Origin of the sequence: Micromonospora sp. HNM0581, from assembly GCF_012726175.1 — a bacterium.
Taxonomy (GTDB): Bacteria; Actinomycetota; Actinomycetes; order Mycobacteriales; family Micromonosporaceae; genus Micromonospora.
On the sequence record NZ_JAASAD010000008.1, the window covers coordinates 21,382 to 48,362 of the forward strand.

General features: G+C 69.8%; 14 protein-coding genes and 1 pseudogene. 9 read left to right on the forward strand and 6 right to left on the reverse strand.

All coding sequences use genetic code 11. The features are described from left to right. Positions 1–46: 46 nt before the first annotated feature. Entirely contained in the window at positions 47–709 is a 663-nt protein-coding gene (locus HCA58_RS12235; RefSeq protein WP_169597925.1) for a response regulator transcription factor, read from the reverse strand. Continuing rightward, the gene (locus HCA58_RS12240) at positions 673–1,980 is read right to left on the reverse strand and encodes a sensor histidine kinase (RefSeq protein ID WP_169598064.1); all 1,308 of its coding nucleotides are present in this window, start codon (positions 1,978–1,980) and stop codon (positions 673–675) included. The genes HCA58_RS12235 and HCA58_RS12240 overlap by 37 nt, the downstream gene beginning before the upstream one ends. A gap of 285 nt (positions 1,981–2,265) precedes the next feature. Here HCA58_RS12240 and HCA58_RS23530 point away from each other — a divergent pair. The 5 genes and pseudogenes from HCA58_RS23530 to HCA58_RS12270 all read left to right on the forward strand — a co-directional run. After that, positions 2,266–2,586, forward strand: a pseudogene (locus HCA58_RS23530) (hypothetical protein); the annotation flags it as partial. A gap of 165 nt (positions 2,587–2,751) precedes the next feature. Further along, positions 2,752–4,254: an ABC transporter substrate-binding protein gene (locus HCA58_RS12255; RefSeq protein ID WP_169597928.1), complete on the forward strand. Its 1,503-nt coding sequence runs from the start codon at positions 2,752–2,754 to the stop codon at positions 4,252–4,254. A gap of 3 nt (positions 4,255–4,257) precedes the next feature. Continuing rightward, a complete protein-coding gene (locus HCA58_RS12260) occupies positions 4,258–5,220 on the forward strand; it encodes an ABC transporter permease (RefSeq protein WP_346775972.1) in 963 nt (320 codons plus the stop codon). After that, positions 5,217–6,050 carry an ABC transporter permease subunit gene (locus HCA58_RS12265; protein WP_169597929.1) on the forward strand — a complete coding sequence of 278 codons (834 nt, stop codon included), beginning with the start codon at positions 5,217–5,219 and terminating at the stop codon, positions 6,048–6,050. The genes HCA58_RS12260 and HCA58_RS12265 overlap by 4 nt, the downstream gene beginning before the upstream one ends. Then, positions 6,047–7,456 (forward strand): ATP-binding cassette domain-containing protein, encoded by a 1,410-nt coding sequence (locus HCA58_RS12270; RefSeq protein WP_169597930.1) that lies wholly within the window; start codon positions 6,047–6,049, stop codon positions 7,454–7,456. Before HCA58_RS12265 ends, HCA58_RS12270 begins: the two co-directional genes overlap by 4 nt. A 193-nt stretch (positions 7,457–7,649) precedes the next feature. Here HCA58_RS12270 and HCA58_RS12275 read toward each other — a convergent pair whose 3' ends face one another. The 3 genes from HCA58_RS12275 to HCA58_RS12285 all read right to left on the reverse strand — a co-directional run bounded on the left by HCA58_RS12275 (position 7,650) and on the right by HCA58_RS12285 (position 10,919). Beyond that, positions 7,650–8,978: a salicylate synthase gene (locus tag HCA58_RS12275; protein WP_346775973.1), complete on the reverse strand. Its 1,329-nt coding sequence runs from the start codon at positions 8,976–8,978 to the stop codon at positions 7,650–7,652. Between the two features lie 39 nt (positions 8,979–9,017). After that, the gene (locus HCA58_RS12280) at positions 9,018–9,215 is read right to left on the reverse strand and encodes a ferredoxin (protein ID WP_169597931.1); all 198 of its coding nucleotides are present in this window, start codon (positions 9,213–9,215) and stop codon (positions 9,018–9,020) included. A gap of 84 nt (positions 9,216–9,299) precedes the next feature. Then, the gene (locus HCA58_RS12285; RefSeq protein ID WP_169597932.1) at positions 9,300–10,919 is read right to left on the reverse strand and encodes a (2,3-dihydroxybenzoyl)adenylate synthase; all 1,620 of its coding nucleotides are present in this window, start codon (positions 10,917–10,919) and stop codon (positions 9,300–9,302) included. A 97-nt stretch (positions 10,920–11,016) separates the two neighbouring features. Here HCA58_RS12285 and HCA58_RS12290 point away from each other — a divergent pair, with 97 nt between their 5' ends. From HCA58_RS12290 to HCA58_RS12305, 4 genes are read left to right on the forward strand one after another with little or no spacing between them, the layout of a single operon-like run. Then, on the forward strand, positions 11,017–17,562 hold the full coding sequence (locus HCA58_RS12290) for a non-ribosomal peptide synthetase (protein ID WP_169597933.1): 6,546 nt from the start codon (positions 11,017–11,019) through the stop codon (positions 17,560–17,562). After that, the gene (locus HCA58_RS12295) at positions 17,559–22,922 is read left to right on the forward strand and encodes a non-ribosomal peptide synthetase (protein WP_169597934.1); all 5,364 of its coding nucleotides are present in this window, start codon (positions 17,559–17,561) and stop codon (positions 22,920–22,922) included. Before HCA58_RS12290 ends, HCA58_RS12295 begins: the two co-directional genes overlap by 4 nt. Continuing rightward, positions 22,919–23,995, forward strand: a complete 1,077-nt coding sequence (locus HCA58_RS12300) for a saccharopine dehydrogenase NADP-binding domain-containing protein (RefSeq protein ID WP_169597935.1) — start codon at positions 22,919–22,921, stop codon at positions 23,993–23,995. Before HCA58_RS12295 ends, HCA58_RS12300 begins: the two co-directional genes overlap by 4 nt. Beyond that, positions 23,992–25,770 carry a Gfo/Idh/MocA family oxidoreductase gene (locus HCA58_RS12305; protein ID WP_169597936.1) on the forward strand — a complete coding sequence of 593 codons (1,779 nt, stop codon included), beginning with the start codon at positions 23,992–23,994 and terminating at the stop codon, positions 25,768–25,770. The genes HCA58_RS12300 and HCA58_RS12305 overlap by 4 nt, the downstream gene beginning before the upstream one ends. Here HCA58_RS12305 and HCA58_RS12310 read toward each other — a convergent pair. Beyond that, positions 25,760–26,968 carry a cytochrome P450 gene (locus HCA58_RS12310; protein WP_240956118.1) on the reverse strand — a complete coding sequence of 403 codons (1,209 nt, stop codon included), beginning with the start codon at positions 26,966–26,968 and terminating at the stop codon, positions 25,760–25,762. The genes HCA58_RS12305 and HCA58_RS12310 overlap by 11 nt on opposite strands. Positions 26,969–26,981 lie beyond the last annotated feature (13 nt).

Genomic DNA, 26,981 nt, shown 5'->3' on the forward strand with positions numbered 1-26,981 from the left:
GCGCCATCGGGGCCCTCGGCCCGGTTCGGGCGGGGCCGGTGTGGCGTCAGGAGACGTCGACGCGGGTGCCGTTGAGGTACGCCAGCACGGCCAGTACCCGACGGTTGCTGTCGTCCGCCGGGGCCAGATCGAGCTTGCCGAAGATGCTCGTCGTGTATTTGGCGACCGCGCCCTGACTGACGATGAGCCGCTGCGCGATGGCCGTGTTGGAACATCCCTCGGCCATCAGCTTCAGCACCTCCCGCTCGCGAGGGGTCAGCATGGACAGCGGTTCCCGGCGGGACCGGCCAGCCAACAGTTGCGAGATCACCTGCGGGTCCATCGCGGTGCCACCGTCGGCGACCCGCCGGATGTCGTCCACAAACTGATCGCTGTTGAGCACCCGGTCCTTCAGCAGGTAGCCGATGCCGCCGCTGGCGTCGGCGAGCAGTTCCTTGGCGTACAACTGCTCGACGTGCTGGGAGAGCACCAGGATGGGCAGGCCGGGGCAGCGGCGACGCGCCTCCAGGGCGGCCTGCAGACCCTCGTCGGTGAACGTCGGCGGCAGTCGCACGTCGACCACCGCCACCTCCGGGCTCAGGGTCACCAGCGCGTCGAGCAGTGCCGGACCGTTGTCGACCGCAGCGACGATCTCGAAGTCGTACGACTCGAGGAGCTGGACCAATCCCTGTCTCAGAAGGAAGAGGTCCTCGGCGAGTACAACGCGCACGGCAGCTCCAGGATCGCGACGGTCGGTCCACCTTCGGGACTATTGAGGACGAACGTCCCGTCGAACGTAGCACAACGTCGTTCGATGCCCCGGAGCCCGGTGCCGACGCTGGCATCCGCGCCGCCCTGACCGTTGTCGATCACCACTGCGCGCAGGGCGTCGTCCTCATGGCGCAGGTCGATGCTCGCCCGGTCGGCGTTGGCGTGCTTGACGACGTTGGTCAACAGTTCGGAGATCGCGAAGTAGACGGCGGACTCCGCCGGCGCGGCCAACCGGCCGGGTACGTCGGCGGTGATGTCGACGTCGATCGGGCTCTCCAACGCGATGGCCCGGACGGCGTCCTCCAGGCCCCGTTCGGCGAGCACCGGCGGGTGGATGCCGCGAATCAGGCAGCGTAACTCCTCCAGCGCGTTGGCGGTGGCGTTGCGCGCGTCGACCAGCAGCGTCTCCGCGACGTCCGGATTGGTGCGCAGCTGACGGGTGGCCGCGCCGAGTTTCATGCCGATCGCCACCAGTCGCGCCTGCGCGCCGTCGTGCAGGTCCCGCTCGATGCGGCGCAGCTCGCTGGCCTGGATGTTGATGACGTCCGACCGGGTCTCCGACAGGTGCCGCATGCGGGAGGCGATCAGTGCCCGTTCGCCCGGCCCGAGCAGCGCCTTCGCGAAGTGTGCGTGTCCGGCGACCACCCCAGGGGCGGCGACCACCCAGATGCCGAACACCGCCAGGCTGACCAGCGCCCCGAGCGCCGCGCGCGGCCAGGTGTTCATCGGGGTGAAGCCGTACCAGAAGTCCACCCCGGACTCCCGTATCAGCATCCAGAACCCGGAGGAGAGCACCAAACCCTCCACCGCGTAGACCAGCAGAGTGGCCGGCAACAGCCCTAGCACGAAGCCGACAAAGACGTTGAGTAGCAGGAACAGCAGGTCACGCCAGCTTGCCGGGTCGGTGAGGATGGACCGGCAGCGCTGTACCCAGCCGACCGCCCCCGGCTCCGACGGTCGCTCGGGAAGGTAGGGGGTGGCGATCGCGACCCCGGAGTGGGCGGCGAGTTCCCGGCACAGCCCGGTGAGTCGGCGGACCAGCGGAGTGAGCAGTGGCAGCAGCAGCACCCCGACACCGAGCAGGATGAACGCCGTGGCGAGGGTGGTGGCGACGAGGAGGGCCAGGCTGAGCACGGCTGCGGCGGCGAGCACCACGCCCCGTCCGGTGGCCTGCAGTGCGCGCGACAGGGCCGGCCGAATATGGGCGTTGGCGATGGCGATGGCGTCCATGTCCTCCAGAACCCCGTTCACGGCAGCTCGATGGTGGGTGCCCGCGCTCAGCGGCGTCTCGTGGACGACGAGTTGGCGGAGCTCGGTGCCGGCCGGCGTGTCGTAGACTGCGTGTCCGTATAGTAGAGCAGCGAGCGGGTGTCGGGCGTGTGACCACGCTTATCGGCGTCGATCAGCCGTTGGCTGGGCGGCCAGACGATGACCCCCTTGGGCCCCCGGTTGACCACGTCGACGTCGACCATGCAGAACGCGCTGTTCGCCGCGTGGGTCAACGGCCAGAATCCGATCTCCCGCCGTGACGGTACCGGCACCACCCTCGACTGCCAGGGCAGGAGATCCGCCGCGAAGGTGGCGTCGACAACGGCACCCGCTACTACAGCTTCGCCGGCACCCACGCGGTGTCCGTCCGCCGCAAGACCCCGTACAGGGGCAGTACGTGGTTCCAACCCGGTGTGGGTGAACAGCAAGGGCTTCGTCGGCGGGGACATCGACCCCACCGGGCTCCACCACACCGAGAACGGCGAGGACACCGGCGACCGCGCCTACGTCGACACCACACCCTCGGGGGAACGAGTAACCAGGATCGTCAGGAGGTACGTTCCCCCGGGCCTGCGGAGCCGGGTGACGACGGTGGCGTCACGGGCCGATGACGCCGAGGTTCGCATCCGCACGCCTGACCAGTTGGAGGTGACAATCATCTTCAAGAACTGGTATACGTAGTAAACCTCTGGTACGAATGGATGCCCTGATGGCGGAAAGTGATGATGTTGGATGAAATCGACCACGGCGCGTAAGTTGGCCGCGGCCGTCACCGCGGGGGCCCTCCTTGCTGCGACGGGGTGCTCCGGAGACGAGCCTGCGGGCAGTGCGACGTCCGCCGAGAAGACCCTGCGCGCGGCATTCGCGGGCGGCGGATCGAGTGAGACGCTGAACTACCTGACCGGCCCCACCGCACTCGACTTCGTCCGGGCGAAGCTGGTGCACGCTCCGCTGTGCGAGCTGGACCCGAAGGCACCCGACGGTGTCTCGTACGGCGTGGTCGAGGCGATCACCGCCTCCGACGATCTGAAGACCTACACGTTGCGTGTCCGCGACGGCGTCAAATTCACCGACGGCAAGGCGTTGACCTCAGCGGACGTGCTGTACTCGCTGCGTGCGCCGATGCTGCTGAAGGGCCTTCCCTTCACGATGCTCATCTCCCGGAACTTCGACATGGAGGCGGCCACCGCCCCGGACGCGTCGACGGTGGTCCTGCCGACGAAGTCGCCGATCGCCGATGGACGAGAGGTGATCTGTCAGACGACGCTCGCCATCGCGGACAAGACGACCGAGTTCACCACCAACACACCCTCGTCCGGCCCGTTCACCATCGAGTCCTTCGAGCCGGGACAGTCGACGCTGCTCAAGCGCAACGACAGCTACTACGGACAGGCGCCGGAGCTGGAGAAGATCGAGCTGCGTTCGATTCCTGACGGCGCAGCACGGGTGAACGCACTGCGGCAGGGTCAGGTCGACTTCATCAGCGCGGTCGGTCCCGCCGAGGCGAAGACCCTGGAGACCAGCGACGGCATCAAGGTCACCAACAGCGATCTGCCGTACGCCTCCTATCTGCAGTACACGATGAACATCAAGGCCGCACCATTCGACGATCCCCGGGTCCGGGAAGCCTTCCGGCTGGCGGTCGACCGGGAACGGATCGTGCAGAACGTCTACTACGGGCGGGCGTTCGTCGGTAACGACGTTCCCGCGCTGGGCTTCCCCTCCTACAACACGACCCTGGCCCAGCGCAGCCATGATCCCGAGCGAGCGAAGCAGCTGCTCACCGAGGCCGGGGCTGCCGGAATCAAGGTCGAGCTGACTGCCGGCCCGGAACTGCCCGGCATGGTGGAGACCGCCACGCTGATCGTCGAGGATCTCAAAGCGATCGGTGTCCAGGCCGCTCTGCGGGAGCTTCCCGCCGGCCAGTTGTTCGCCGACTACCCCGCCTATCTGTCCTGGCCGTTCAAGGCGGGCTACACCCCCGCGGCGTACTTCGAGATCAACCACACGCCGGGCGTCTTCACCGACGTCGACACTCTGGTGCTGACCGCTCGGAGTGCGGCGACCGAGCAGGAGCGACTCGCCGCGTCGCACCAGGCGCAGAAGCTGCTGTGGGAGAAGGGCAACCAGATCGCTCCGGTGTTCGTGCCCACGATCAGCGCCGCCTCTGATCGGGTGGACGGAGTGCGGGAACTGCAGTTCCCCGATCTGTCCCGCGTCACTCTGCGGAACTGACCGGTGCGATTGGCCAGTTGGCTGACGATGAGGGTCGCCGCTGCCGCGGCGACCCTCATCGTTCTTTCTGCCGTCGTCTTCTGGGCGACCGAGGTGCTTCCCGGCGATGCAGTGGGTACGTCGGCGGGCCCGGACGCCACAGACGCCGAGCGGGCCGCGATCCGTGTCTCGCTCGGACTCGACCGCCCGGCGGGCGAGCGTTACCTCGAGTGGATCGGACAGGCCGTGCAGGGCAACCTCGGCGAATCGCTGCTCACCGGCCGAAAGGTCAGTGAGGTCATCGGTGACCGGCTGTTGGCCAGCGTTGCCGTACTGCTCCCGGCTGCGGTGATGATCGTGGTTCTCGCCGTCGTTCTGGGCTCCGCCGCAGGCCTTCGGGCCGGTGGCCGGTGGGATCGTGCACTGAGCGCGATCACGCTCGGCCTGGTCGGTTCATCGGACTTCCTACTGGCTACAGGTCTGCTGGTGGTGTTCACCGCATGGTGGCCGGTGCTTCCGGCGGTGGCGCTGGTGCCGGCCGGTGACGAACTCTGGCAGCATCCGGATCTCGTGGCGTTGCCGGCCATTGCGTTGGCCCTCGGCGGGTTCGGCGCGGCGATGCGGTTGCTGCGCGCCTCCGTGGCGCAGACGACGGGCACCGGCTTCGCCGAGTTCGCCCGGCTCAACGGTGTCCGGGGCGTCCGCTACGTCTGGATGATGGTGTCGAATGCCGCCGCACCGGCCCTGCACGGCCTCTCGATCGTGCTTGCCGGTCTGCTCGGCGGAAGCATCGTCGTGGAGACGTTGTTCAATGTTCCTGGGGTCGGTTTCGAACTCTCCCAAGCAGTGGCGGAGCGGGACGTGCCGCTGGTGCAGGGCCTCAGTCTGACCCTCGGCGCGGCGACCTTGGCGATCCTGTTGGCAGGTGATCTGTGCGCTGCGATGCTCGGGCGGCACCAGGCGTCTGCGCCGGGGGGCGCCCGATGACTCCGCGGCGCCTGGCGGTCCTGATGATGTCGTCGTTTGTACTGGTCATCGCCGTCTGCGGTCCGTGGCTGTCGGCGGTCGATCCGAACACGCCTGTCGCCGGACCGTTCGAACCGTCGTCCGGCGCGCACCCGCTCGGTACGGACGTGTTGGGCCGGGACACTCTGGCCCGCGTACTCGACGGCGGACGTGCGCTGATCATGCAGGCGGCCGTGGCGACCATGCTGGGAAGCGTGATCGGCCTCACCGTGGGCCTCGGGGCCGCGTTGACACGACGCCGCACGGTCGCCCGGTTCGCGGTTCTAGGAGTCGACGCTATCGCCGTGTTTCCGGCGATACTGCTGCTCCTCGTACTCGCCGCCGGTCTACCCGGAGGTGGAGCGGCGGTCGTGGCGGCCAGTGTCGTGGTGAGCGTGCCGTTCTCGGTCCGGGTGATCCGGGAGTGCACCACCGCGATCATCGCTACCGAGCATGCCCGATCAGCGTGGGCCAGGGGTGATGCTCTGATGGTCCGTCTCCGGCACGATGTCCTACCCGCGCTCGCCCCGGCCGCGCTCGCCGAGGCCGGGATCCGTTTCGTGGCGGCGGTCCAACTGGCGGCGACCGCGGGTTTCCTCGGACTCGGAGCCAGCGCACCGGCGGCCAACTGGGGGCGCATGGTCCAGGAGAACAGCGCGGGCATCACCGTGAACCCGCTGCCGGTGCTGGTCCCGGCGACCCTGCTCGTCCTGCTCGCCGTCGGGGTCACTTTTCTCCTCGACCACATCACCGGACCGCTCCTGGGTGAACGCGATCGGGTTGGACCCGACCTGGTGGGAGTAACCCGATGACCGTCATCGTCGAAGTCCGTGGGCTCACCGTCACCGCCGCGGACGGTACCGCGGTGCTGAACGCCGTCGATCTGGACGTGGTCCGCGGTAGGGTGACTGGCCTCGTAGGGCCCTCCGGATCCGGCAAGACCACGCTTGCGCTGTGCCTGCTCGGGCACCTCGGCCGTGGGCTGCGCCGCACTGCCGGCGCGGTGGAGGTAGCCGGTGCCGATCCGTTTCTGCCCGCCGTGCGGCGACGCCTGCGCGGCCGAGTCACCGGTTACCTGCCCCAAGACCCGCTCGGTGCGCTGGATCCCCGCCGGTCGGTCGCGGCGCAACTGGGCACCGCGGCACGCATCGCCCGGCCCCAGGAAGACCGTGCCGCCCGCCGCGCCCGGGTCGAGCAGGCCGCTCACGACGCCGCTTTGGACCTGGCCCTACTTCGCCGCTACCCGGGACAGTTGTCCGGCGGACAGGCCCAGCGGGCGGTGCTGGCATGGACCCTGGTCACCCAACCGGAGTTGATCGTCCTCGACGAACCCACCAGCGGACTGGACGCGGGTACCGCGTACCGGATCGGTCGACGATTCAGCACACTTCCCTGGCAGCCGGCGGTGCTGATGATCAGCCACGACGTCGCCCTCGTCGATGACGTCGCCGATGTGACCCACTCGATGCGGAATGGACGGCTGTCCATTGCCGGCCGGGGCATCGGCGCGCCGATGGCGTCCGCGCCAGCCAGGCGCTCCGCGACAGGCGATCGCATGACGGCGTTGTCCTTCGAGGATGTCACGGTCCGTCACGGTCCGTTGTGTATCCTCCGTAACGTCTCCGGAAGGGTCGGCGCCGGAGAGATGGTCGGCATCAGAGGAGCGTCCGGTAGCGGGAAGACCTCGCTCGCACGAGCGCTCTGTGGTCTGGCCCCGCCCGCCACCGGGCGTCTGCTGGTGCGCGGCATGCCCGTCAGCTGGGACGCCGTTGCACGGGTACGGGCCGGAGAGCCTTATGTCGCCTATGTCGGGCAGGACGCCCGGGCGGCGCTCAACCCGCGCGAGACGGTCCGCCGCGCGATCGCCCGCTCGCTCGTCGCGGCGGCACGGCAGGGCCGGGCCCGCGCGACCTGGTCCGTCGAGGAGATCGCCGAACGTTTCGCGCTGGCGCCGGAACTACTCGACCGAACGCCCGACCGGCTCAGCGGCGGCCAACGCCACAGAGCTGCGCTGGCCCGGGCGGTCGCCGCCGTCCCCACGGCGCTCGTCTGTGACGAATCCACGGCCTCCCTCGACCGGGACACCGAGAGCCGTGTACTCGATAGTCTCGACGGCCTCCGGCGTGACGGCACCGCAGTCCTGCTCATCACCCACTCCGATCGGGTCGCGACCCGGACGGATCGAATCCTGACCATTCATCAGGGGCATTTGCGATGACTCGTCAGGACTGCTCCGGCCCGTTGCCGAGCCGGCTGGTCCCGGCCGCCCTTCTCCACCGCTGGTCGGGGTGTCGGTCGGCGCTGACCTGAGCCTTCACCGACAGCGCCGGCTCGCCGAGACAATCCGGCACGCGCCTGTGCCGACGGGCCAGGGGCGGGCCCCGTCCTCATCAGGCCGCGGTGCCGCGATCTCACGGGAGCGTCACTTGCTTCTCACCGACCGGGACGAGGAACCGCGACACGCTCAGCAGTTTCTCCCGGGTCTCCTCCAGTTCCCGCTCCGGGTTCGACTGGGCAACGATGCCGGCCCCTGCTCGTAGCCAGGTCCGTCCGCCATGGCGGAACACGCTGCGCAGGACAAGAGCCGCGTCAAGGGTGCCGTCCGTGTCCGCGGTCAGGATCGCCCCACTGTAGAGCCCTCTTTCCGGCTCGGCGCTGCGAATCAGGCCACAGGCAGGTGCCTTCGGGACGCCGGAGGCCGTGATGGCCGGAAAGAGTTCCGACAAAGCGTCCCAAGCGGAGCAGCCGTCCGCCAACCTGCCGACGACTTCTGAGGCTAGGTGCTGCACGCTGCCGCGTTCCCTGACGGACATGAAGTCGCGGACCTGGACGGTGCCGGGGGCGCAGACCCGGGTCATCTCGGTCGCGGCGAGATGTACGGAGATGGCGTGTTCGTACACCTCCTTGGCGTCGCGATAGAGCTCCTCGCGGCGGGCGGCGTCGTCGACGGCGTGTCCGTCCAACGCCCTGGTGCCGGCCAGGGGTTGGGTGACGACGGTGCGGTCTGCCGTGACCCGGGCGACGATTTCCGGGCTGAAGCCCGCCGCCTCCCAGCCGCCCAGGTTGAGCAGGAAGGACCGTGCGGGGCGGTTTCCTCCACGGCCCGCGAGATAGGTAGCCGGAAGATCGATCTCGTCACGTACGGGTACGACACGTGAGAGAATCACTTTCTCCAGAGTCCCCTCGATGATCGACTCGATCGCCTCGGTGACCGCTTTGCGGTAGAGCACCGCCTCTTCCCCCGCCAACTCGACCTCGACGCGTCGCGGCGGCACGACCTGCCCGTTCCCGGTAGTCGCTGTCACCAGCCGAGCGTCCAGCTCGTCCAGCGCGGCCTCGGAGTCCGCCGTCAGAAGGGCGAAACCGTCGTGGATGCGGACTTCTCGGCGCGGCACCATCAGATGCACGACCTCGCCGGCTCCCGGCTCACCGGTCAGCTCGAAGGAGGCCCAGCCGTAGACGCGCCGGGCGCCACCCGGTAGTGCCTCGATCGCCTGACGCACACCGCCGAACAGGCTGGAACCCGCCGTGAAAGTTCGTTGCCCTTCGCCCGTGGTCAGGGTCGTCAACCCGCCGGACACGGTGATGCTCGCCTGCTCGCCCTCGGCGAAGCACATCGCCTCGGGGTACTCGTATGCCACGTACGGGTCCCGGGCAGTGGCCGCGAGCGCGGCAGCCGCCGCAAAACGGTCGCCGTCGAACAGCACCTGCCGGCTCGGGGCGGTCGGGGGTGTGGACACGCAAGGGCTCCTCGGGATGTGGGAACTCTACCGGCGGAATCACCGGGAGATCAGTACGACGGCGCCGGACGGGCACCAGTCGGCGGCGGTCCGTACGGCCTCGGCCTGTTCGTCTGTGACCTCGACCGTCATGACGAGTACGCGACCGTCCTCGTCGGACTGGTCGAAGACCGTCGGTGCGGCGAGTACGCACTGCCCCGCACCAACGCAGATGTCGGCATTGGCGGTAACCCGCATCGGTCTTCTCCTCGGCACGTACGGACCGGCGCTGGTGCTGGTCGAAGCCTAAACGAAAATTGTTGTCGTCCTCAATAACGGGGTTCACAGTAGACGGACGAGTGCCTTCTTGTCGATCTTGCCGACTGCGGTGAGCGGCATCTCCGAGACCGTGCCGACCCGGTCGGGGTGCTTGTATGCGGCGAGGCCCCGCTCGCGGAGGAAGGAGCCGACTGCGCGAACCGTGGGAGGCTCCCCGTCGCAGACAAGAAAAGCGACCGGTCGTTCACCCAGGTCTTGATCGGGCGCGCCGACCAGCGCGGCGGCCAGTACCCCCGGATAGGCGGCGAGGTGCCCTTCCACCTCGGTCGCGTCGATCTTTTCGCCGCCCCGGTTGATCTGATCCTTGATCCGGCCGACGACGCTGAGGTGTCCGGACGGCAGGCGGCGCACCTGATCGCCGGTGCGGTAGTAGCCGTCCGGGGTGAAGCCTGTGCGGTTCACCTCCTCCGCCCGGTAGTAGCCCCGGATCGTGTACGGCCCCCGGGTGAGCAGTTCACCTACCTCTCCGGGCGGCACCTCGGCGCCGGCCTCGTCCACCACCAGCACCTCGTCGTCGGGGCAGATCGGCCGTCCCTGTGTCGTGCAGACGAGATCCTCGCCGTCCTCGGCCCGGGTGAGGTTGAGCAGTCCCTCGGCCATGCCGAAAACCTGCTGTAGCCGGCATCCCAGCTCGGGACGGATCCGGCGCGCGAGGTCGTCGCTCAACCGTGCGGCGCCCACCTGGAGCAGCTCCAGGCTGGACAGATCCGCTGCCGACTCCGTGCGCTCCTGCAGCCACAGAGGCACCAGCGGCGGGTTGAGTGCGGTGATCGTGACCCGCTCCCGCTCTATCAGCCGGAACGCCGTGGTGGGGCTGGGGTCGCGCGCGACCACGACGGTCCCGCCGGCCTGCAGCACTCCGAGAATTCCCGGGCAGCTCATGGTGAAGTTGAACGGCATCGGCAGCACCGCCAGATAGACACTGTGTGGCCCGAGCTTGCAGATCTCCGCGGCAAGCCGGGCGTTGCAGGCGTAGTCGTCGTGCGTACGCGGGATGAGCTTGGGTGTCCCCGTGGTGCCGCCCGAGAGCAGCAGCAGGGCCATGTCCGACGCGGCGGGAGGGTCGGGTCGGTCGATGGTAGCCGGCTCGGTCGCGAGCAGTTCCCGCAGTGATCGGAACTCGTCCCAGCCGGCGGTGTCACCGTCGATGACCACGTGTGCGAGGTGAGGAAACTCCGCCCGCACCTCGGCGGCGAGCTGCCGGTGATCGAAACGGGCGTGTCGATCCGGGCCGAAGTACGCGACGGCGTGCGACTGGGCTACCAGGTGACCTACCTCGGAGCGCCGATGTCCGGGCATGGCGTGTACCGGAACGACTCCGAGGCGCACGAGGGCGAACCACAGGACAACGAACTCGGCCCGGTTCGGCAACTGGACGACGACCCGGTCGCCACGGCGCAGTCCGAGCTCGTGCAGGGCATGGGAGAGTCGGCGCGCAGTCGCGTTCAACTCGGCGTACGTCAGGCGTTCCTCGCCGTCGATCAAGGCCGTACGGGAGCCGAAGCGTTCCGCCCATGTGGCCAGCTGCTGGCCGAACGTCTCGCCGCGCCACCATCCGGCTGCCCGGTAACGCTCGGCGACATCCGCAGGCCAGTCTGGACAGTCCACAGTGTCTCGTGACATGGATCCTCCCTAGCGCCGCCCGAGGGTGGCGTAACAACCGTTGCGACCTTTACAGTGACGCTAGTGGGAAATGATGTTCATTTGCAAAGGTAGAAGGGTGAACCGGATCGTGCCTCAGGCACCACATCTTCGAACGGCCTCCCTGACCGAGGCCGACATCCGTGCCGCCACGGCAGCTGAACTGGGCCTACCCGCGGAGGAGATCGCCCCCGACGACGACCTCTTCGAGCTCGGCCTGGACTCTCTCCGGTTGATCAAACTCACGTCCGCCTGGCGCAGGCTCGGCCTGGACGTCGGGTTCGACACCCTCGCCGAGACACCGACCGTCGGCGCCTGGCACCGTCTACTCACCACCGAAGCGACCACACCGGCCGCCGCCGAGCCGGCCGCCGCCTCGCCGGTCGACGACGAACGCTTCCCACTCGGTCTCATGCAGCACGCCTACTGGATCGGACGCCAGGACGGCCAGCCGCTGGGCGGAGTCGGGGCGCACTTCTACGTCGAGTTCGACGGTCACGCGGTAGCGCCCGACCGGCTGCGCGCCGCGCTCACCCTGCTGCGGCGACGCCACGCCATGCTGCGCACACTCATTCTCGACGACGGAACCCAACGGATCCGGCCGCCCGCCGAGACCACCGACGACCTAGTCGTGCACGATCTGCGTACGCTCGGCGACGACGAAGTACGGATCCGGCTCGACCAGCTGCGCGAGACCGGTACCCACCGGCGGATGCGGGTCGAGGACGGTGAGGTCCTCATCGTCGAGTTGTCCCTGCTACCCGACGGCGCCACCCGTCTGCACATCGACCTGGACATGATCGCGGCAGACGCGGCGAGTCTGCGGTTGCTCATGAACGACCTCCGGCACTTCTACGACGCACCGGACACCACGCTGCCGGCTGTCGTCGGCAGCTACGCCGAATACCTGGCACGTCGCACCGCCCAGCGCGCCGGTGACCGCGCGGTGGCCCAGGAGTGGTGGCGGCGGCGACTGCCCGAACTGAGCCGGGCACCTGAACTTCCCACCAGGATCGCGGCGCTGCACCCGGACTCCGCGAACCCGCCGTACCACCGCACCGCCCGATGGCACCACACGATCTCGCCAGAGGGACGTGCCCGGCTGAGCGAACTGGCCCGGCAGCATTCGCTCACCGCCGCCGCGGTGCTGGCCACGGTTTTCGCCGAAGTGCTCGCCGGCTGGAGCGGCCAGCAACGCTTCCTGCTCAACCTGCCGCTGTTCGATCGTGACCTCGGTATCCCCGGGGCGGCGGGTCTGGTCGGCGACTTCAGCAGCTCCGTCCTGCTCGACGTCGACGTCACCGAGGCGTTGCCCTTCGCCGAGCAGGCACACCGGCTGCAGGGCACGCTGCGCCAGGCGATCACCCACGGCGCGTACCCCGGTGTCGAGGTGCTACGAGACCTGTCACGACTCGGCGACGGCAGCCCGGTACTCGCCCCGGTCGTCTACACCAGCGCACTGGGGCTGGGTGAGATCTACGACGAACAGGTGCAGAGCCGCTTCGGCAAACCGGTCTGGATCATTTCGCAGGGCCCGCAGGTATGGCTCGACGCCCAGGTCACCGAACTCGACGGCGGCCTGCTGCTCAACTGGGACGTCCGGTGTGACGTTTTCGAACCCGCAGTGGTGCAGGCCGCTTTCACGGCGTACACGACACTGGTCGACGACCTGCTCCACCACCCGGACGTCTGGACGAGACCGGTCGGGCAACTCATCCCGGCCGCGCAGCTCGCCGTGCGGGAACGTATCAACGACACCGGCGACGAGGTGCCCGTCGACACCCTGCACGGCCGCTTCTTCGCGTGGGCCGAGCGGCACCCCGACCGGGTGGCGCTGCTCGGGGGACACGACGGCGACATGACGTACGGGCAACTCGCCACCGCCGCCCGCCGCGTCAGCGCCCTGCTGCGCCGCCACGGAGTGACACCGGGCGACAGCGTCGCCATCACCCTGCCCAAAGGCAACGCACAGATCGTGGCGGTGCTCGGTGTGCTCGCGACCGGCGCCACCTACGTACCCGTGGGCGTCGACCATCCGCCGGCCCGTCAGCAGCGGCTGTACCGCCTCGCCGCGGTCTCCGCCGTGCTGACCGACGGCGCCCACCAGTTGCTGGACGACGGGCCGCCGGTGGTCGACGTCGGCCACGCCGCAGGGGAAGCGCCGGCCGAGGTCACCGGTGCCGACCCGGAGACCTGTGCGTACGTCATCTTCACGTCCGGATCGACCGGTGAGCCCAAGGGCGTGGAGGTTCCGCACCGCGCCGTCGTCAACACCCTCGACGCGGTCGCCGACGTGTTCGACGTCGGCCACGCCGACCGCACGATCGCCTTGTCCTCCTTGGACTTCGACCTGTCGGCGTACGACATGTTCGCACTGCTGGGAACCGGTGGATCGGTCGTCGTCGTGGATGAACCGGGGCGCCGCGACGCGCACCGCTGGGCCGAGCTGATCCGCGCTCACCAGGTCACCGTCGTCAGCTGCGTACCAGCGTTGCTCGACATGCTGGTGACCGCGGCGGCCGACGAGGGCCTGCCGCCGAGCCTGCGCCTGGTGATGCTGGGTGGCGATTGGGTGGGCCTGGACCAGCCTGCCCGGCTTCGTGCACTCGTACCCGGAGCCCGGTTCGCTGCGCTGGGCGGCATGACCGAGGCGGCCATCCACTCCACGGTCTTCGAGGTCGGTGACGTCGACCCGGCGTGGCGCTCCATCCCGTACGGCGGACCGCTGCGCAACATGCGCCTGCGGGTGGCAGACGACCGGGCCCGTGACCGCCCCGACTTCGTTCCCGGTGAACTGTGGGTCAGCGGACCCGGTGTCGCGCACGGCTACCGGGGCGATCCGGGGCGCACCGCGGAGAAGTTCGTCCAGTACGACGGCCGACGCTGGTACCGCACCGGCGACCGGGCCCGGTTCCATGGCGACGGTCTGCTCGAGTTCCTCGGCCGCGCCGACCACCAGGTGAAGATTCGTGGCCACCGTATCGAACTCGGCGAGATCGAAGCCACCGCCGACGCCCATCCCGCGGTCAAGCACGCCGTGGCGACCGTGATGACCGGTGCCACCCGGCAACTGGGCCTGTACGTGGCGACCGGCGGTACCGTGTTGGAACCGGCCGCGCTGAGGCAGTGGCTGGCCGACCGGCTCGCGGTCTACATGGTGCCCGAGCACCTGATCGTCGCCGACGACATGCCATTGACCGCCAACGGCAAACTCGACCGGGCCGCGGTCGCAGCCACGTTCGCCGCGACGGTGGCCGCGCCCGCACCGGTCGACCCGCCGCGCGACGACCGGGAACGTCTGGTCGCCGAGGTGTGGGCCGAGCTGCTGGGCACCGAGAAAGTCGGCCGCGCCGACTCCTTCTTCGCTCTCGGCGGTGACTCCCTGCTGGCGACCCGGCTGGTGAGCCGGCTCCGGGAGCGGGGCATCGGTGGTGCACGGGTCGCGGCCCTGTTCACCGCTCCGGTACTGCGGGACTTCGCCGCCACGCTGACCGGCCAGGACGCCGCCGAGGACGGCCGGCTGGTCGCCGACCTCACGCACCGGTACGAGCCGTTCCCCGCCACCGATGTGCAGACCGCCTACCTGATCGGCCGCGACGAAAGGCTGTCCCTGGGGGGCGTGGGCACCTACCACTACACCGAGTTCGACGGCGTCGACGTCGACCTCACACGCTTCCAGAACGCCTGGCGCACACTCATCGATCGGCACGAGATGCTGCGCGCGGTCTTCGACGACGACGGCCGGCAACGGATCCTGCCGTCCGTACCAGAGTTCACCGTGGCCGTGGTGGACGCCGCCGGTGACGGCGCGGACGAGCTGGCGCGACTCTACGAGGACATGTCGCACCAGCGGCTCGACGTGACCCGCTGGCCGCTGTTCGACGTGCGCGCGGTGCGGTATCAGGACGGCGGACACCGGCGGACCCGGATCGCCGTCGGGCTCGACTACGTCGTGTTCGACGCCCTGTCCATCATGCTTCTCTACCGGGAGCTGGACGTCCTCTACACCGATCCGGGTACGCGCCTGCCCGCGATCGACGTGTCGTTCCGCGACTACGTGCGGGCCGCCGAGCCCAGCCCGGAGGCGGTGGAACGCTCCCGGAAACACTGGTCCCGGCGGCTCGACGATCTTCCGCCGGCACCGGCGCTTCCCCTCGCGGGCGACCCGGCCATGCTGCTGCGGCCCCGGTTCACCCGGCGCCGGCGTGTGCTCGACGGCGACCGCTGGCAGGCGATCCGGCAGAAAGCCCGCCGGCACGGGGTCACCCCGTCCACCGTTCTGCTGGCCTGCTACACCGAGATCCTGCGGGCCTGGAGCGGTCAGCCCGCCGTCGCGGTCACCCTCACCCTGTTCAACCGGCTGCCCTTGCACCCGCACATCGACCGGGTCATCGGCGACTTCACCTCCTTGTCCCTCATCGGGCACCGTCGAGCGGACAGCGACTCCTTCCTGGACCTAGCCGAGCGCCTCCAGCGCACGATGGGCGAGGACCTGGACCACCGCGCGGTCACCGCGGGCTGGCTGATGCGGGAACTGGCCCGGCGTACCGGATCGGTCGGTACGGGCGTCCCAGTCATCTTCACCAGCGCGATCGGTGTCGGCGACGACGCCGGTACCCTGCTGTCCCCGGCCTTCGGGGAGCAGGTCCAAGGAGTTTCCCAGTCACCCCAGGTGCTGCTCGACAACCAGGTCATCGAAGCCGACGGACGTCTACAGATTTCCTGGGACGCCGTCGAGGAGCTCTTCGCTCCCGGGGTTCTCGACGCCATGTTCGGCGCCTACACCACGCTGGTGGACCGGCTGGCCGACGCGGACTGGACCGCTCCGCCGCCGCTGGTGCTGCCCGAGAGCCAAGCCGCGGTGCGCCGCACCGTCAACGCCACCGCCGGCGACCTTCCGGCGGGCCTGCTGCACGATCGCTTCTTCGCCCTGGCCACCGAGGAACCAGAGGCCGAGGCGCTGCTGTGGCACGGTGGCCGCCTCTCCCGGGGAGAACTGGCCGACGCGGCGCTGCGTATCGCCGGGGCACTGGCCGACCGTGGCGTGCTTCCCGGTGACACCGTCGGGGTGACATTGCCGAAGGGTCCCGACCAGATCGCCGCCGTGCTCGGTGTGCTCGCCGCGGGTGGTGTCTACGTGCCGATCGGCGTGGATCAGCCGGCGCTACGCCGTGCGCGGATGCACCACGTCGCCGGCGTGCGCGCGGTGATAGGCGACGACGTCGATGTCGCGGCCGCACGGGCACACACGCCACTGCCGAGGCCCGTCGAGCGGTCCCCCGGCGAGCTGGCCTACCTGATCTTCACGTCGGGGTCGACCGGTGAACCCAAGGCGGTGGCGATCACCCACGAGTCCGCGCTCAACACCGTCGCCGACGTGAACTCCCGCTGGCGGGTCGGGCCGGGCGACCGGGTTCTCGCGGTCTCCGCGCTCGACTTCGACCTGTCCGTCTACGACATCTTCGGACTGCTCGGCGCCGGCGGAGCACTGGTGCTGCCGGCTGACGCCGACCGCCGGGACCCGGCCGCCTGGCTGGAGCTGGCCGTCGAGCATCCGGTCACGCTGTGGAACTCGGCGCCGGTCCTGCTGGACATGCTGCTCACCGCAGCCGAGCAGCCGGACGCCCCGGACAAGGGGATCAGCGGGCTGCGGGCGGTGCTGGTGTCCGGCGACTGGGTCGGTGTCGACCTGCCCGGCCGGCTACGCGACCGGGTGCCCGGCTGCCGGTTCACCGCGCTGGGCGGCGCCACCGAGGCGTCCATCTGGTCCAACGCCTACGAGGTCGAGCAGGTGCCGGCGCACTGGACGTCCATACCGTACGGGCTACCGTTGACCAACCAGCGCTACCGCGTGGTCGACGACTTCGGACAGGACTGCCCAGACCTGGTTGCCGGTGAGTTGTGGATCGGCGGGGCCGGGGTGGCTGTCGGCTACCACGGCGACCCGGAGCGCACCGTGCAACGGTTCGTCACCGCGGACGGCACCCGCTGGTATCGCACCGGAGACCGGGGCCGCTACTGGAGCGACGGCACGCTCGAGTTCCTCGGACGGGCCGATCACCAGGTCAAGATCGGTGGGCACCGCGTCGAACTCGGTGAGATCGAGGCGACCTTCCGCGCGTACGGCCCGGTGAGCGACGTGGTGGTGCTGGCTCCCGGAGGCCGGGGCACCCGCCGGTTGCACGCATTCGTTGTCGCCGACGGCCCGCTGGACGGTCTCGCCGCCCATCTCGCCGACCGCCTGCCAGCGCACGCCATCCCGCACCGGATCGCCCGGATCGACGCGCTGCCGCTGACCCCGAACGGCAAGGTAGACCGGGCCGCGCTGAGCGGGCGGGCCGACGGCGACGCCGAGCCGGTGCGCCCGCCGGAAGGGCCGATCGAGGCCGATGTCGCCCGGCTCTGGGCCGAACAGGTCGGTGAGCCGGTCATCGACCGTACCGCCAACTTCTTCACCGTCGGCGGCGACAGCCTGCTGGCCCTGCGCCTGGTAGCGGCAGTCAACGAGGCCTTCGCCGTCGACATCCCCGTCCGTCTGTTCCTGTCCGCACCGACCACAGCCGCCCTGGCCGCCCACATCGCACACGTCCGCACCGAGAACCCTCTGGAGACCGGGACCATATGAACGCCAGCACCCTCATCGCCGACCTCGCTGCGAAGGGCATCCGGCTCTGGGAAGAAGACGGTCAGCTGCGCTTCCGTGCCGTGCAGGGCGCGCTGACCGACGAACGTAAAGCCCTGCTGCGGACCCACAAGGAAGCTGTCCTCGCCGCGTTGCGCGACCAGCGGGACAGGTCCGTGCTGACGCCGGATCCGGAGAACCGGCACGAGCCCTTCCCGCTCACCGACATCCAGGGCGCCTACCTGATCGGGCGCACCGGCGCGTACCCGTACGGCAACGTGCCCTGCCAGACCTACGTGGAGATGGCCTTTCCGGCCGGCACCGACGCCGAACGGCTCGTCGCCGCATGGCACGCCGTCGTGCGGCGCCACGACATGCTGCGTGCGATCGTGCACCGCGACGGGTATCAGCAGGTCCTCGCCGAACCCGCGACGCCGGACATTCCCGTCGTGGATCTGCGGGGGCAGGACAGCGCCCTCGTCGGCGCCGCCGTCGACAGGGTGCGCCGCGAACTGGGTGAGCACGTCGCGGTCACCGACCGTTGGCCACTGCACGAGGTGCGCGTCACCGTCACCGACACCGAACTGCTCCTGCACCTTTCCGTCGACCTGCTCGTCGTCGACTACGCGAGCCTGCAGCGGGTGCTGGCCGAGGTGGAGGACCTATACCACGGTGAGCAACTGCCGACCCTCGATGCGACCTTCCGTGACTACGTCCTGGCCCGGCGCGGACAGCGGCAGACCGCCGCGTACGCCCGCGACCGTGACTACTGGCTGAGCCGCATCGACGCCCTGCCGCAAGCACCTGACCTGCCGGTCACCGGCGACCCGTACGGACCGGCGACCTTCGCGCACCTGGCGGCGGCGATAGACCCGCCGACCTGGGCGGCCATCAGAGACCGGGCGGCCGCACACGGCGTTTCGGTGTCTTCGGCCGTACTCACGGCGTACGCGGAGGTGGTCGGCCGGTGGAGCCGCAACCCCCGGTTCCTGCTCAACGTGCCGGTGTTCGACCGGCTGCCGTTGCATCCGGATGTCGGCCGTCTCGTCGGCGACTTCACCGCAGTGGAGTTGCTCGAGGTCGATCTGACTACGGCTCGCCCGTTTGCCGACCGGGTCCGTGAGATCAACGGCACCCTCCTGGAGGACCTGGCGCACCCCTTGTTCGCAGGTAGCGACGTGCTGGCCGAGCTGACCCGGCGCAGCGAGTCGGAGACCGTCCTGATGCCCGTGGTGTTCACCAGCACTCTGGGCTCGGCGACCACCCGGCAGACTCGGGCTGCCGTTCGGCACGCCGTCAGCCGCACACCACAGGTGTGGCTTGACTGCCAGGTGATGGAACGTGCCGGTGGGCTGTCGCTGAGCTGGGACGTGCGCGACGGAGTCCTTGCAGGTGACACCGCCACCGACATGTTCGAGGCGTTCGTCGTCCTGGTCCGTACGCTCGCGGACGAGGCGACCTGGACGGCACCGGCCGCGGTTCGGCTGCCGACGCGCACCGCACGGGTGCGTGCCAAGGTCAACGCGACCGAGGCACCGGCACCGGCAGGGCTGCTCACCGACGCCGTGGTGGCGACGGCAGCGCGAACGCCGGACGCGGTCGCCGTCCGTTCGGCTGACGCGTCGCTGACGTACCGGGAACTGCTCGACCGTGCCGCGGTGGTGGCACAGGCACTGGACGCGCACGGCATCGGCCCCGGCGACCTCATCGCGGTGACCATGGAGAAAGGCTGGGAACAGGTCGCCGGAGTGCTCGGTGTCCTGCTCGCCGGCGGCGCGTACCTGCCGGTGGACCTGACCCAGCCACCGCTACGCCGGCAGGCGATCCTGCGTGACGCGGCGGTCCGCGTCACGCTGACGCAGAGCCGGCTTACCGCCGCACTGGAACTGCCTGCCGAGGTCCAGCCGATCGCAGTGGACACCCTGCCGCCGACCGGCGCCCCGCTTCCCGCCCCGGTCACCGATCCGGCCGATCTGGCGTACGTCATCTACACCTCCGGGTCCACCGGCACGCCGAAGGGCGTGATGATCAGCCATCGCGCCGCGCTGAACACCATCGCTGACATCAACCACCGTTTCGCCGTCGGATCCGGCGACCGGGTCCTCGCGCTGGCACAGCTGGGTTTCGACCTGTCCGTGTACGACATCTTCGGTGTGCTCGCTGCCGGTGGCACAGTCGTCCTGCCCGATCCGGCCCGGCGCGGCGATCCTTCCGCGTGGGCCGAGACGGTGGCCGCCGAAGGCATCACGCTGTGGAATTCCGTGCCCAGCCAGCTGCAAATGCTGTACGACTACCTGAGCAGCACCCCGGACCGGTTGCCGAGCCTGCGGCTGGCGATGCTGTCCGGCGACTGGATTGGGCTGCAACTGCCCGGCCAGATCAGGGCGCTTCTGCCCGGGCTGGAGATTCACTCACTGGGCGGCGCCACCGAGGCGTCGATCTGGTCGATCCATTTCCCGATCGGGGAGGTGGATCCCGGGTGGGGGAGCATCCCCTACGGCACCCCGTTGCTCAACCAGACGTTCGATGTACTGGACTCCGCGATGCGCCCCTGCCCGGAGCACGTCGTCGGCGAGCTGTACATCGGCGGTCTCGGACTCGCCGACGGGTATCTCGGTGATCCGCAGCGCACCGCCGAGCGGTTCGTGACCCACCCGGACGGACGGCGGCTCTACCGCACCGGTGACCTGGGCCGGTACCGGCCGGACGGGATCATCGAGTTCCTCGGCCGGGCCGACCACCAGGTGAAGATCCGTGGCTACCGCATCGAACTCGGAGAGATTCAGGCGGTCCTCGACGCCGTACCGGCGGTTGGTGCGAGCGCGGTCGTGGTCGAGGGCGAGTCCGGCGCGGTCGCGCCGGCCGCGCTCCGCCGGCTGGCCGCCTTCGTCGAACCGGCCCGGATCCCGCCTGCTCCGGTGCCGGCGGCAGTCACGGCGGCGCTGCGGCTGACGGTGCCCAACGACGACACCGAGCGACTCGTGGCCTTCTACGACGCTTTCCACCGGGCCGCGCTGATGTCGGTGGCAAGGATCGTGGCGGGCCGGACGGGCTCCGCCGACCAGCTCTGCGACGACCTCGGGGTGCATGAACGGCACCGCCGTCTGGTGCATCGCTGGGTCGCGGCTGTCCCGGCCGGCCCGGTACCGTCCGACGGCGAGCTCACCACCGCGTGGGACCGGGCCGAGGTACTGGAGAAGGAGTGCGGCTGGAGCCACGCCCTGTTCGGCGCGGTCCGCGCCTGCTCCGAGCAACTGCTGCCACTGCTGCGTGCCGAGATCGAGGTCGACGCCTTGCTGTCGCCCGAGGCGCTCGAGGATGCGTACCGCGGGAACGCTGTCTCCCGGGTGCTCCACGGCACCCTGACCGACACCGTCCGGGCGTTGGCGGACGCGCACTCCGGAACCCTCCGCATCGTGGAGGTGGGTGTCCGCGGTGGTGGTGGTGCGGCGGCCGAACTGCTGCCCGCGCTCGCCGGACACGACATCGACTACGTGTGCACCGACAGTTCGCCCCTGCGACTGGCTGCCTCGCGGAACCTTCTCGGCGACGACGCTCGGTTCGTGACCCTGGACCTCGACGGGGAGCTACGACAGCAGGGATTCCAGCCGGGCTCCGCCGACGTCGTGATCTGCGCCTCGGTGCTCAACAACAGCGCCGACGTCGACGCGGCCCTGGCCAGGCTGCGGGAACTGGTGGCGCCGGGCGGATGGCTGCTCATCGTGGAGAACACCGACGACGCCTCACCGCCGGTGCGCATCTCCACCGAGTTCCTGGCCGAGCACGCCGGGCCGTTCACCGACGCCCGTGCAGCCGCCGGCCAGTCGTTCCTCCACGCCGCTCAGTGGATCGATGCGTTGCACGGTGTGGGTGGTGAGGTCGTCGCCCAACTGCCGGCAGACGATGAACCGCTGGCCCGTGCCGGGCAGCGACTGTTCGCCGTACGTCTCAAGGCTGACAGGTCGCCCGTCGACCTGGCCGCGCTCACCCGCCACGCCGTGGAGCGCCTGCCGGAGTACATGGTGCCGGCGGTGTGGCAGGTGGTCGACGCCCTGCCGACGACCGCCAACGGCAAGGTCGACCGTGCCGCACTGCTGTCCTGGCTGGCCCCGGGCGGCACCGCACCGCAGGCGGACGAGCAGCCGGTGGACGAGCTGGAGATCCGCCTCGCCCAGCTGTGGCAGGAACTGCTCGGCATCGAGCGGGTAGGCCGTCATGACGACCTGTTCGCGCTGGGCGGCGACTCACTACTGGTGGCCCGTCTCGTCGGGCAACTACGGGAGGGACTCGACGGCCTGCCCGGCGACTGGGACCTTGAGTGGGAGATCGTGCTGCGCCACCTGCTGCGCACGCCGACCGTCGCGGGGCTGGCCGCCTATCTGCGGGACAACGCGGCCAGCGGGGCGGCGGGAGGCCAGGACATCGTGTCTCCGGTGGTCCGGCTCATCGATGAGCTGTCCGGACCGGTGACGGTGCTGGTCCATGCCGGCACGGGAACGCTGCTGCCGTATCGGCCACTGATCACCGAGATCCGCCGTGCCGGAGGCCGCAACGGGCTGCTGGGACTGGAGATCCCGGCCCTGGACGAGTTCCTCAACGCCGACCCGGACGGCCTCGTCGACCGGCTGGCCGCCCAGTACGCCACGGCACTGCTCGACACCGGGGCGCGGGAGTTCGACGTGGTCGGCTACTGCGTCGGTGGAATCATCGCCACCGAGGTGGCCCGCGGCCTGGCCGAGTTCGGCGCCGTGGTGCGTAGCCTGACCGTCATCTCCAGTCACAGTCCGAGTTTCCGCATCGACGACGACCTGCTGTCGGAGTACAGCTTCGCGCTGATGATGGGTATGGACCTGGCGACGATCGGGTTTCCCACCGACGAGGCGCGGGTCGGTGCGGCCGCCGGAGCGGTGCTCGCAGCCTCACCCGGCGCCATCGCCAACGGTTCCCTGGCAGACCTGGAGGGCGAGTTCGCGGACGTGGCCGCCGCCTTCGCGGCGCTGGAGAGCGTGCCGCGCATGCGGCGGGTGGCGCGGATGGTCGAGGCGCTGCCGCCGGACCTGTCCGGGTCGTACGAGCCGGAGGGCCTGCTGCGTACCCTCCGTACCTACCAGCAGAGCATCTTCGCGCTGAGTAGGCACAAGACCGAGCCGTACGCCGGGGACATCACGTTCCTGCGGCACAACGGTGCGTATCCGTTCCCGGGAAGCGCGGCGACCATCACCGAGCACTGGGCGAAATTGTGCCTGGGTGACCTGTCCAGTCGCGATATCCCCGGCCAGCACTTCACCTGCATGACCGGTACGCATGTCTCGACGGTCTTCGGTCACCTGACCCAGCTCGTCGACGGGCTGGACAACGCATGATCGGCGTACTGGGCGCCTCCGGCGCAGTGGGACGGCAGGCGGTACGGGCGTTGCGGGACAGCGGCACCGGCCCGCTGCGCCTCGGCGCCCGGCGTACCTCAGCGTTGTCCGCTGCTGATGGTGAGGTGCGGACGGTCGACGTGAACGACGCCGGTTCTCTGAAGGAGTTCTGTGCCGGGCTGACCGTGCTGCTCAACTGCGCGGGGCCGACGTACGCGCTGCAGGAACGGATGGCCCTGGCCGCCCTGGCCGCCGGCGCGCACTACGTGGACGTGGGCGGTGACGACCCGGTCCACGAGAGACTGACCGCGGCGGGGGCGGTCACCGGGGATGCGACGGTGGTGCTGTCCGCCGGCGCGCTGCCGGGATTGTCAGCTCTGGTCCCTCGGTGGCTGGCGGCCCGTTGGCCGGACGGCGACCGTCTGGTGTGTCTTGCCGGCGGGTTGGAGAAATGCACCCCGACCGTGGCCGAGGAGATCCTGCTCTCGCTCTCCGTGGGCGGGGCGTACGGCGAACCGTTCGGCAGGCCACTGGCGGCGTGGCGGAACGGCCGGCGGGCGCTGCGGGTGCTGCGCACCATCGAGGACGAGCAGCTGCCCGACTTCCCCGACCGGGCGATGCTGCAGCCGATCCTGACCGCCGAGTCCGAACGGCTGGCGGTCATGCTGAGGCTCGACGAACTCGATTTCTTCAACGTGTATCCCGGACCACGGGTCCGGGCCCTGTTCGCGCAGCTGCCCTCGCTTGCTGCGCAGGGACGCGGTGACCTGGTGCAGCGGATCGTCACGGCCGGTGACGTGGATCTGGCTGGCCGGGATCCGTACTACCGCATGAGGTTCACTCTGGGCGGGCCGGGTGGTGAGCACACGGCCGTCGTCTCGACCGGCTCCAGCTACCGGCTCACCGCCGCGGTCGGTGTGCTGGCGGTCCGGGCCGTCGTCGACGGCGAACTCCCCGCTGGGCTGCACTTCGGCGGAGACGTCCTCGATCCGGGCTGGGCGGTCGAGGAGATCAACCGGACCGGTGCTGCGGACATCACCGTCCTCGACGATGTCGACGAGGGTGTCCTGTGACACGGCTGCGGGCCATCGTGGGTGGCACGAACTTCGGGCGGTTCTACGTCCGGGCGATCCGGCAGCACCCCGGCTTCGAACTCGCCGGAGTGTTGTCGACTGGGAGCACGTACTCCACCGAGTACGCGCGTTCCCTGGGCGTGCCGTCGTACACCGCGGTCGACCTGCTTCCCGATGACATCCAGGTGGCGTGTGTGGTCGTGCCGGGGGCGGTGAGCGGAGGTCCGGGGACCGACATCGCGCAAGCGCTCCTGGCGCGGGGTGTGCACGTGTTGCAGGAGCACCCCGCGCATCCCGACGAGATCGCGGCCTGCCTGCGGGTTGCGCGGGCCGGCGGAGTGCAGTACCGCGTCAACACCCACTACCGGCACCTGCCCGCCGTACGCACGTTCCTGAGCGCCGCCGCCCGATTGCGAGAGCAACGCGCCCTGCTGTTCGCCGACGCCGCCTCGGCGGTGCATGTGCTGCAGCCCATGGCAGACATCCTCGTGAGGGCGCTGGGCGCGGCCCGTCCTCGCCGGTTCTCACCGGTGTCGGACTCGGCGCCGCTCCGTACCCTGCACGGTGAGCTGGCCGGGGTTCCGCTCACGATGCGTGTGCAGAACCAGCTCGACCCGGTCGATCGCGACAATCACGCCCTGTTCTGGCACCGCATCTCGCTCGGCAGCGACGCGGGGGTGCTGACCCTGGCCGACACGCACGGCCCGGTGTTGTGGAGTCCTCGCCTGCATGCGCCGCGGGACGCCGAGGGTAGGCTCGTGGTGACCGACCCGGCGTTGGACCTGCCCACCACTTCGGTGCTCGGGGCGGCCCGGCAGCCGACGTACCTGCAAGCCTTCGAACATTTGTGGCCCGACGCGATAGGCTCGGCGCTCACCGAGTTCGCGGCGGCCGTCAACGCCGGTACGGACCCGCTGCGCGGCGGGCAACCGGACCTGGCCATGGCGGGCTGGTGGCGTGACCTCGCTGCCCTGCTGGGGCCACCTGAGCTGATCAACCCGCCGAGGCCCGTGCCGCTGACCGCCGACCGGCTGGGCAACCCGGAGCCGGCTGCCTCCGGCTACACCGCTTCAGCGGAGTTCTTCGACCTGGCTGCCCGCGAGCATGCCGGGCGCAGCGGCCCTGCGGTCGTTGCCGCTCTGGCCGGGATCGATGTGGCCGATGGTCCGATCGTCGACATCGGAGCAGGAACCGGATTGATCACCGAGGTGGTGGCACGGGCCTTTCCGGCGGCTACCGTTCTGGCCAGCGAGCCGGACCCGGCAATGCGCGCCGTGCTGACCAGCCGCGTCGACAGCATCCCCGCTCTGCGGGATCGGGTGACGGTGGTCGCGGCGAGCGCCGAGGAACTGCCGCTGCCGCACCGGCTGTCGGCGGCGGTGCTGTGCGGCGTACTCGGTCATCTGGACGCCGACGCCCGGAACGAGCTCCTGCTGTCACTGGTCAAGCGGCTGACGCCCGGCGCGCCGATCGTGGTGGAGTTGATGGGCCTCACGACGCCGGTGGCGATGGCACCGGTGCGGCTGGCCACCCGGACACTCGGCGCCCAGCGTTACGAGTGGTGGATGTCGGGCGAGCCGGTCGGCACCGACCGGATGCGGCTGGACACGGCCTGGCGGGTCTTTCGGGACGGCGAGATGCAGCGGGAGGTCCGTGACTCGTACCTGTGGCGCACCCTGACCGTCGAGCAGGTCGCGGCCGAGGCCGGCCTCACCTGCGAGCCACTCGACGGCCTGCCCTACGCCGCGGTGCTGCGTGTCCCACTCACCACGTGACCGGCACCCGGACCGGGCCGTATGCGATCCCGTCGTGTTTGAAAGCGATCTCGGACAACGCCGCGTCCAGATGCATACCGGGAACGCGGTCGATCAGCGTGCCAAGAGCGATCTGCAACTCGACCCGGGCGAGATTCTGCCCAACGCACTGATGAATTCCGTATCCGAAGCCTATGTGAGTACGGCCGGCCCGCCGAAAATCGATGACCGACGGCTCAGGAAACACGGACGGGTCGTGATTGGCGCCGGCCAGGAGTGGGATCACCCCGTCGCCGGCCGGGATCACGACGTCGCCGACCGCGATGTCCTCCGTCGCGGTCCGCAACGCGATGGAGTCACCGACCGACAGCGCGCGCAGCAGCTCCTCGACAGCGGCCGGCATCAGGGTGGGGTCGGCGTCGAGCTCCTTCCACAGCCGCCGATTGTCGTCGAGCAACGCCAGCACACTGAGACCGATCATGTTGGTGGTCGTCTCCCGGCCCGCCACGACGGTGATCGCCACGGTGGCGAGCAGGTCGTCGCGGGTCACCGCGCCGGTGTGCAGCTGATCGGCGATAAGCCGGCTGAGCAGGTCCTCGCCCAGGTCGCGTTCGCGCTCGCTGACCAGGTCGTCGAACACCTCGAACAGCGCGTCGAGGCCCTCGGTGGCGCTGCCGGCGTCGCTGGCGCCGCCACCGATCTGCTGAGACCCCAGCGCCCCGGTGATGCGACGGAAGAACGGGTCGGCCCGGCGCACGCCGATCATCTCGCACATGACCGTACTGGAGACGGTGTGTGCGTACTGGGGCAGCAGATCGACCGGCGGTCCGTGCCGCAGCAACTCGTCCACCCGTTCATCGGCGATGCGTTGCACCGACCGTCGCATCCCACGGGCCTTCCGCACGGTCATCTCCGGCAGCAGCATCCGCCGGTGGGCGGTGTGCTCCGGCGGATCCATCCGGATGAACGGTCGGGTTCGTGCGCCCACCTCCTGCTCACCCTCGGCCAGTGCCGGGAAGTTGGGGCGCCGTACGTCTGCGCTGATTCGCCGGTCGGCCAGCAGTGCGCGTACGTCGGCGTAGCCGGTGACCACCCAGGCGTGTCTGCCGGTCGGCAGCACCACGCGGGAAGCCGCCCCCTCGGCGCGCAGATCAGCGTATTTCGCCGGTGCCGAAAAAGGGCAGGAGCGGGGCATCGGAAATGCCCTTGCCTCTTCCATGGAATTTCCAACC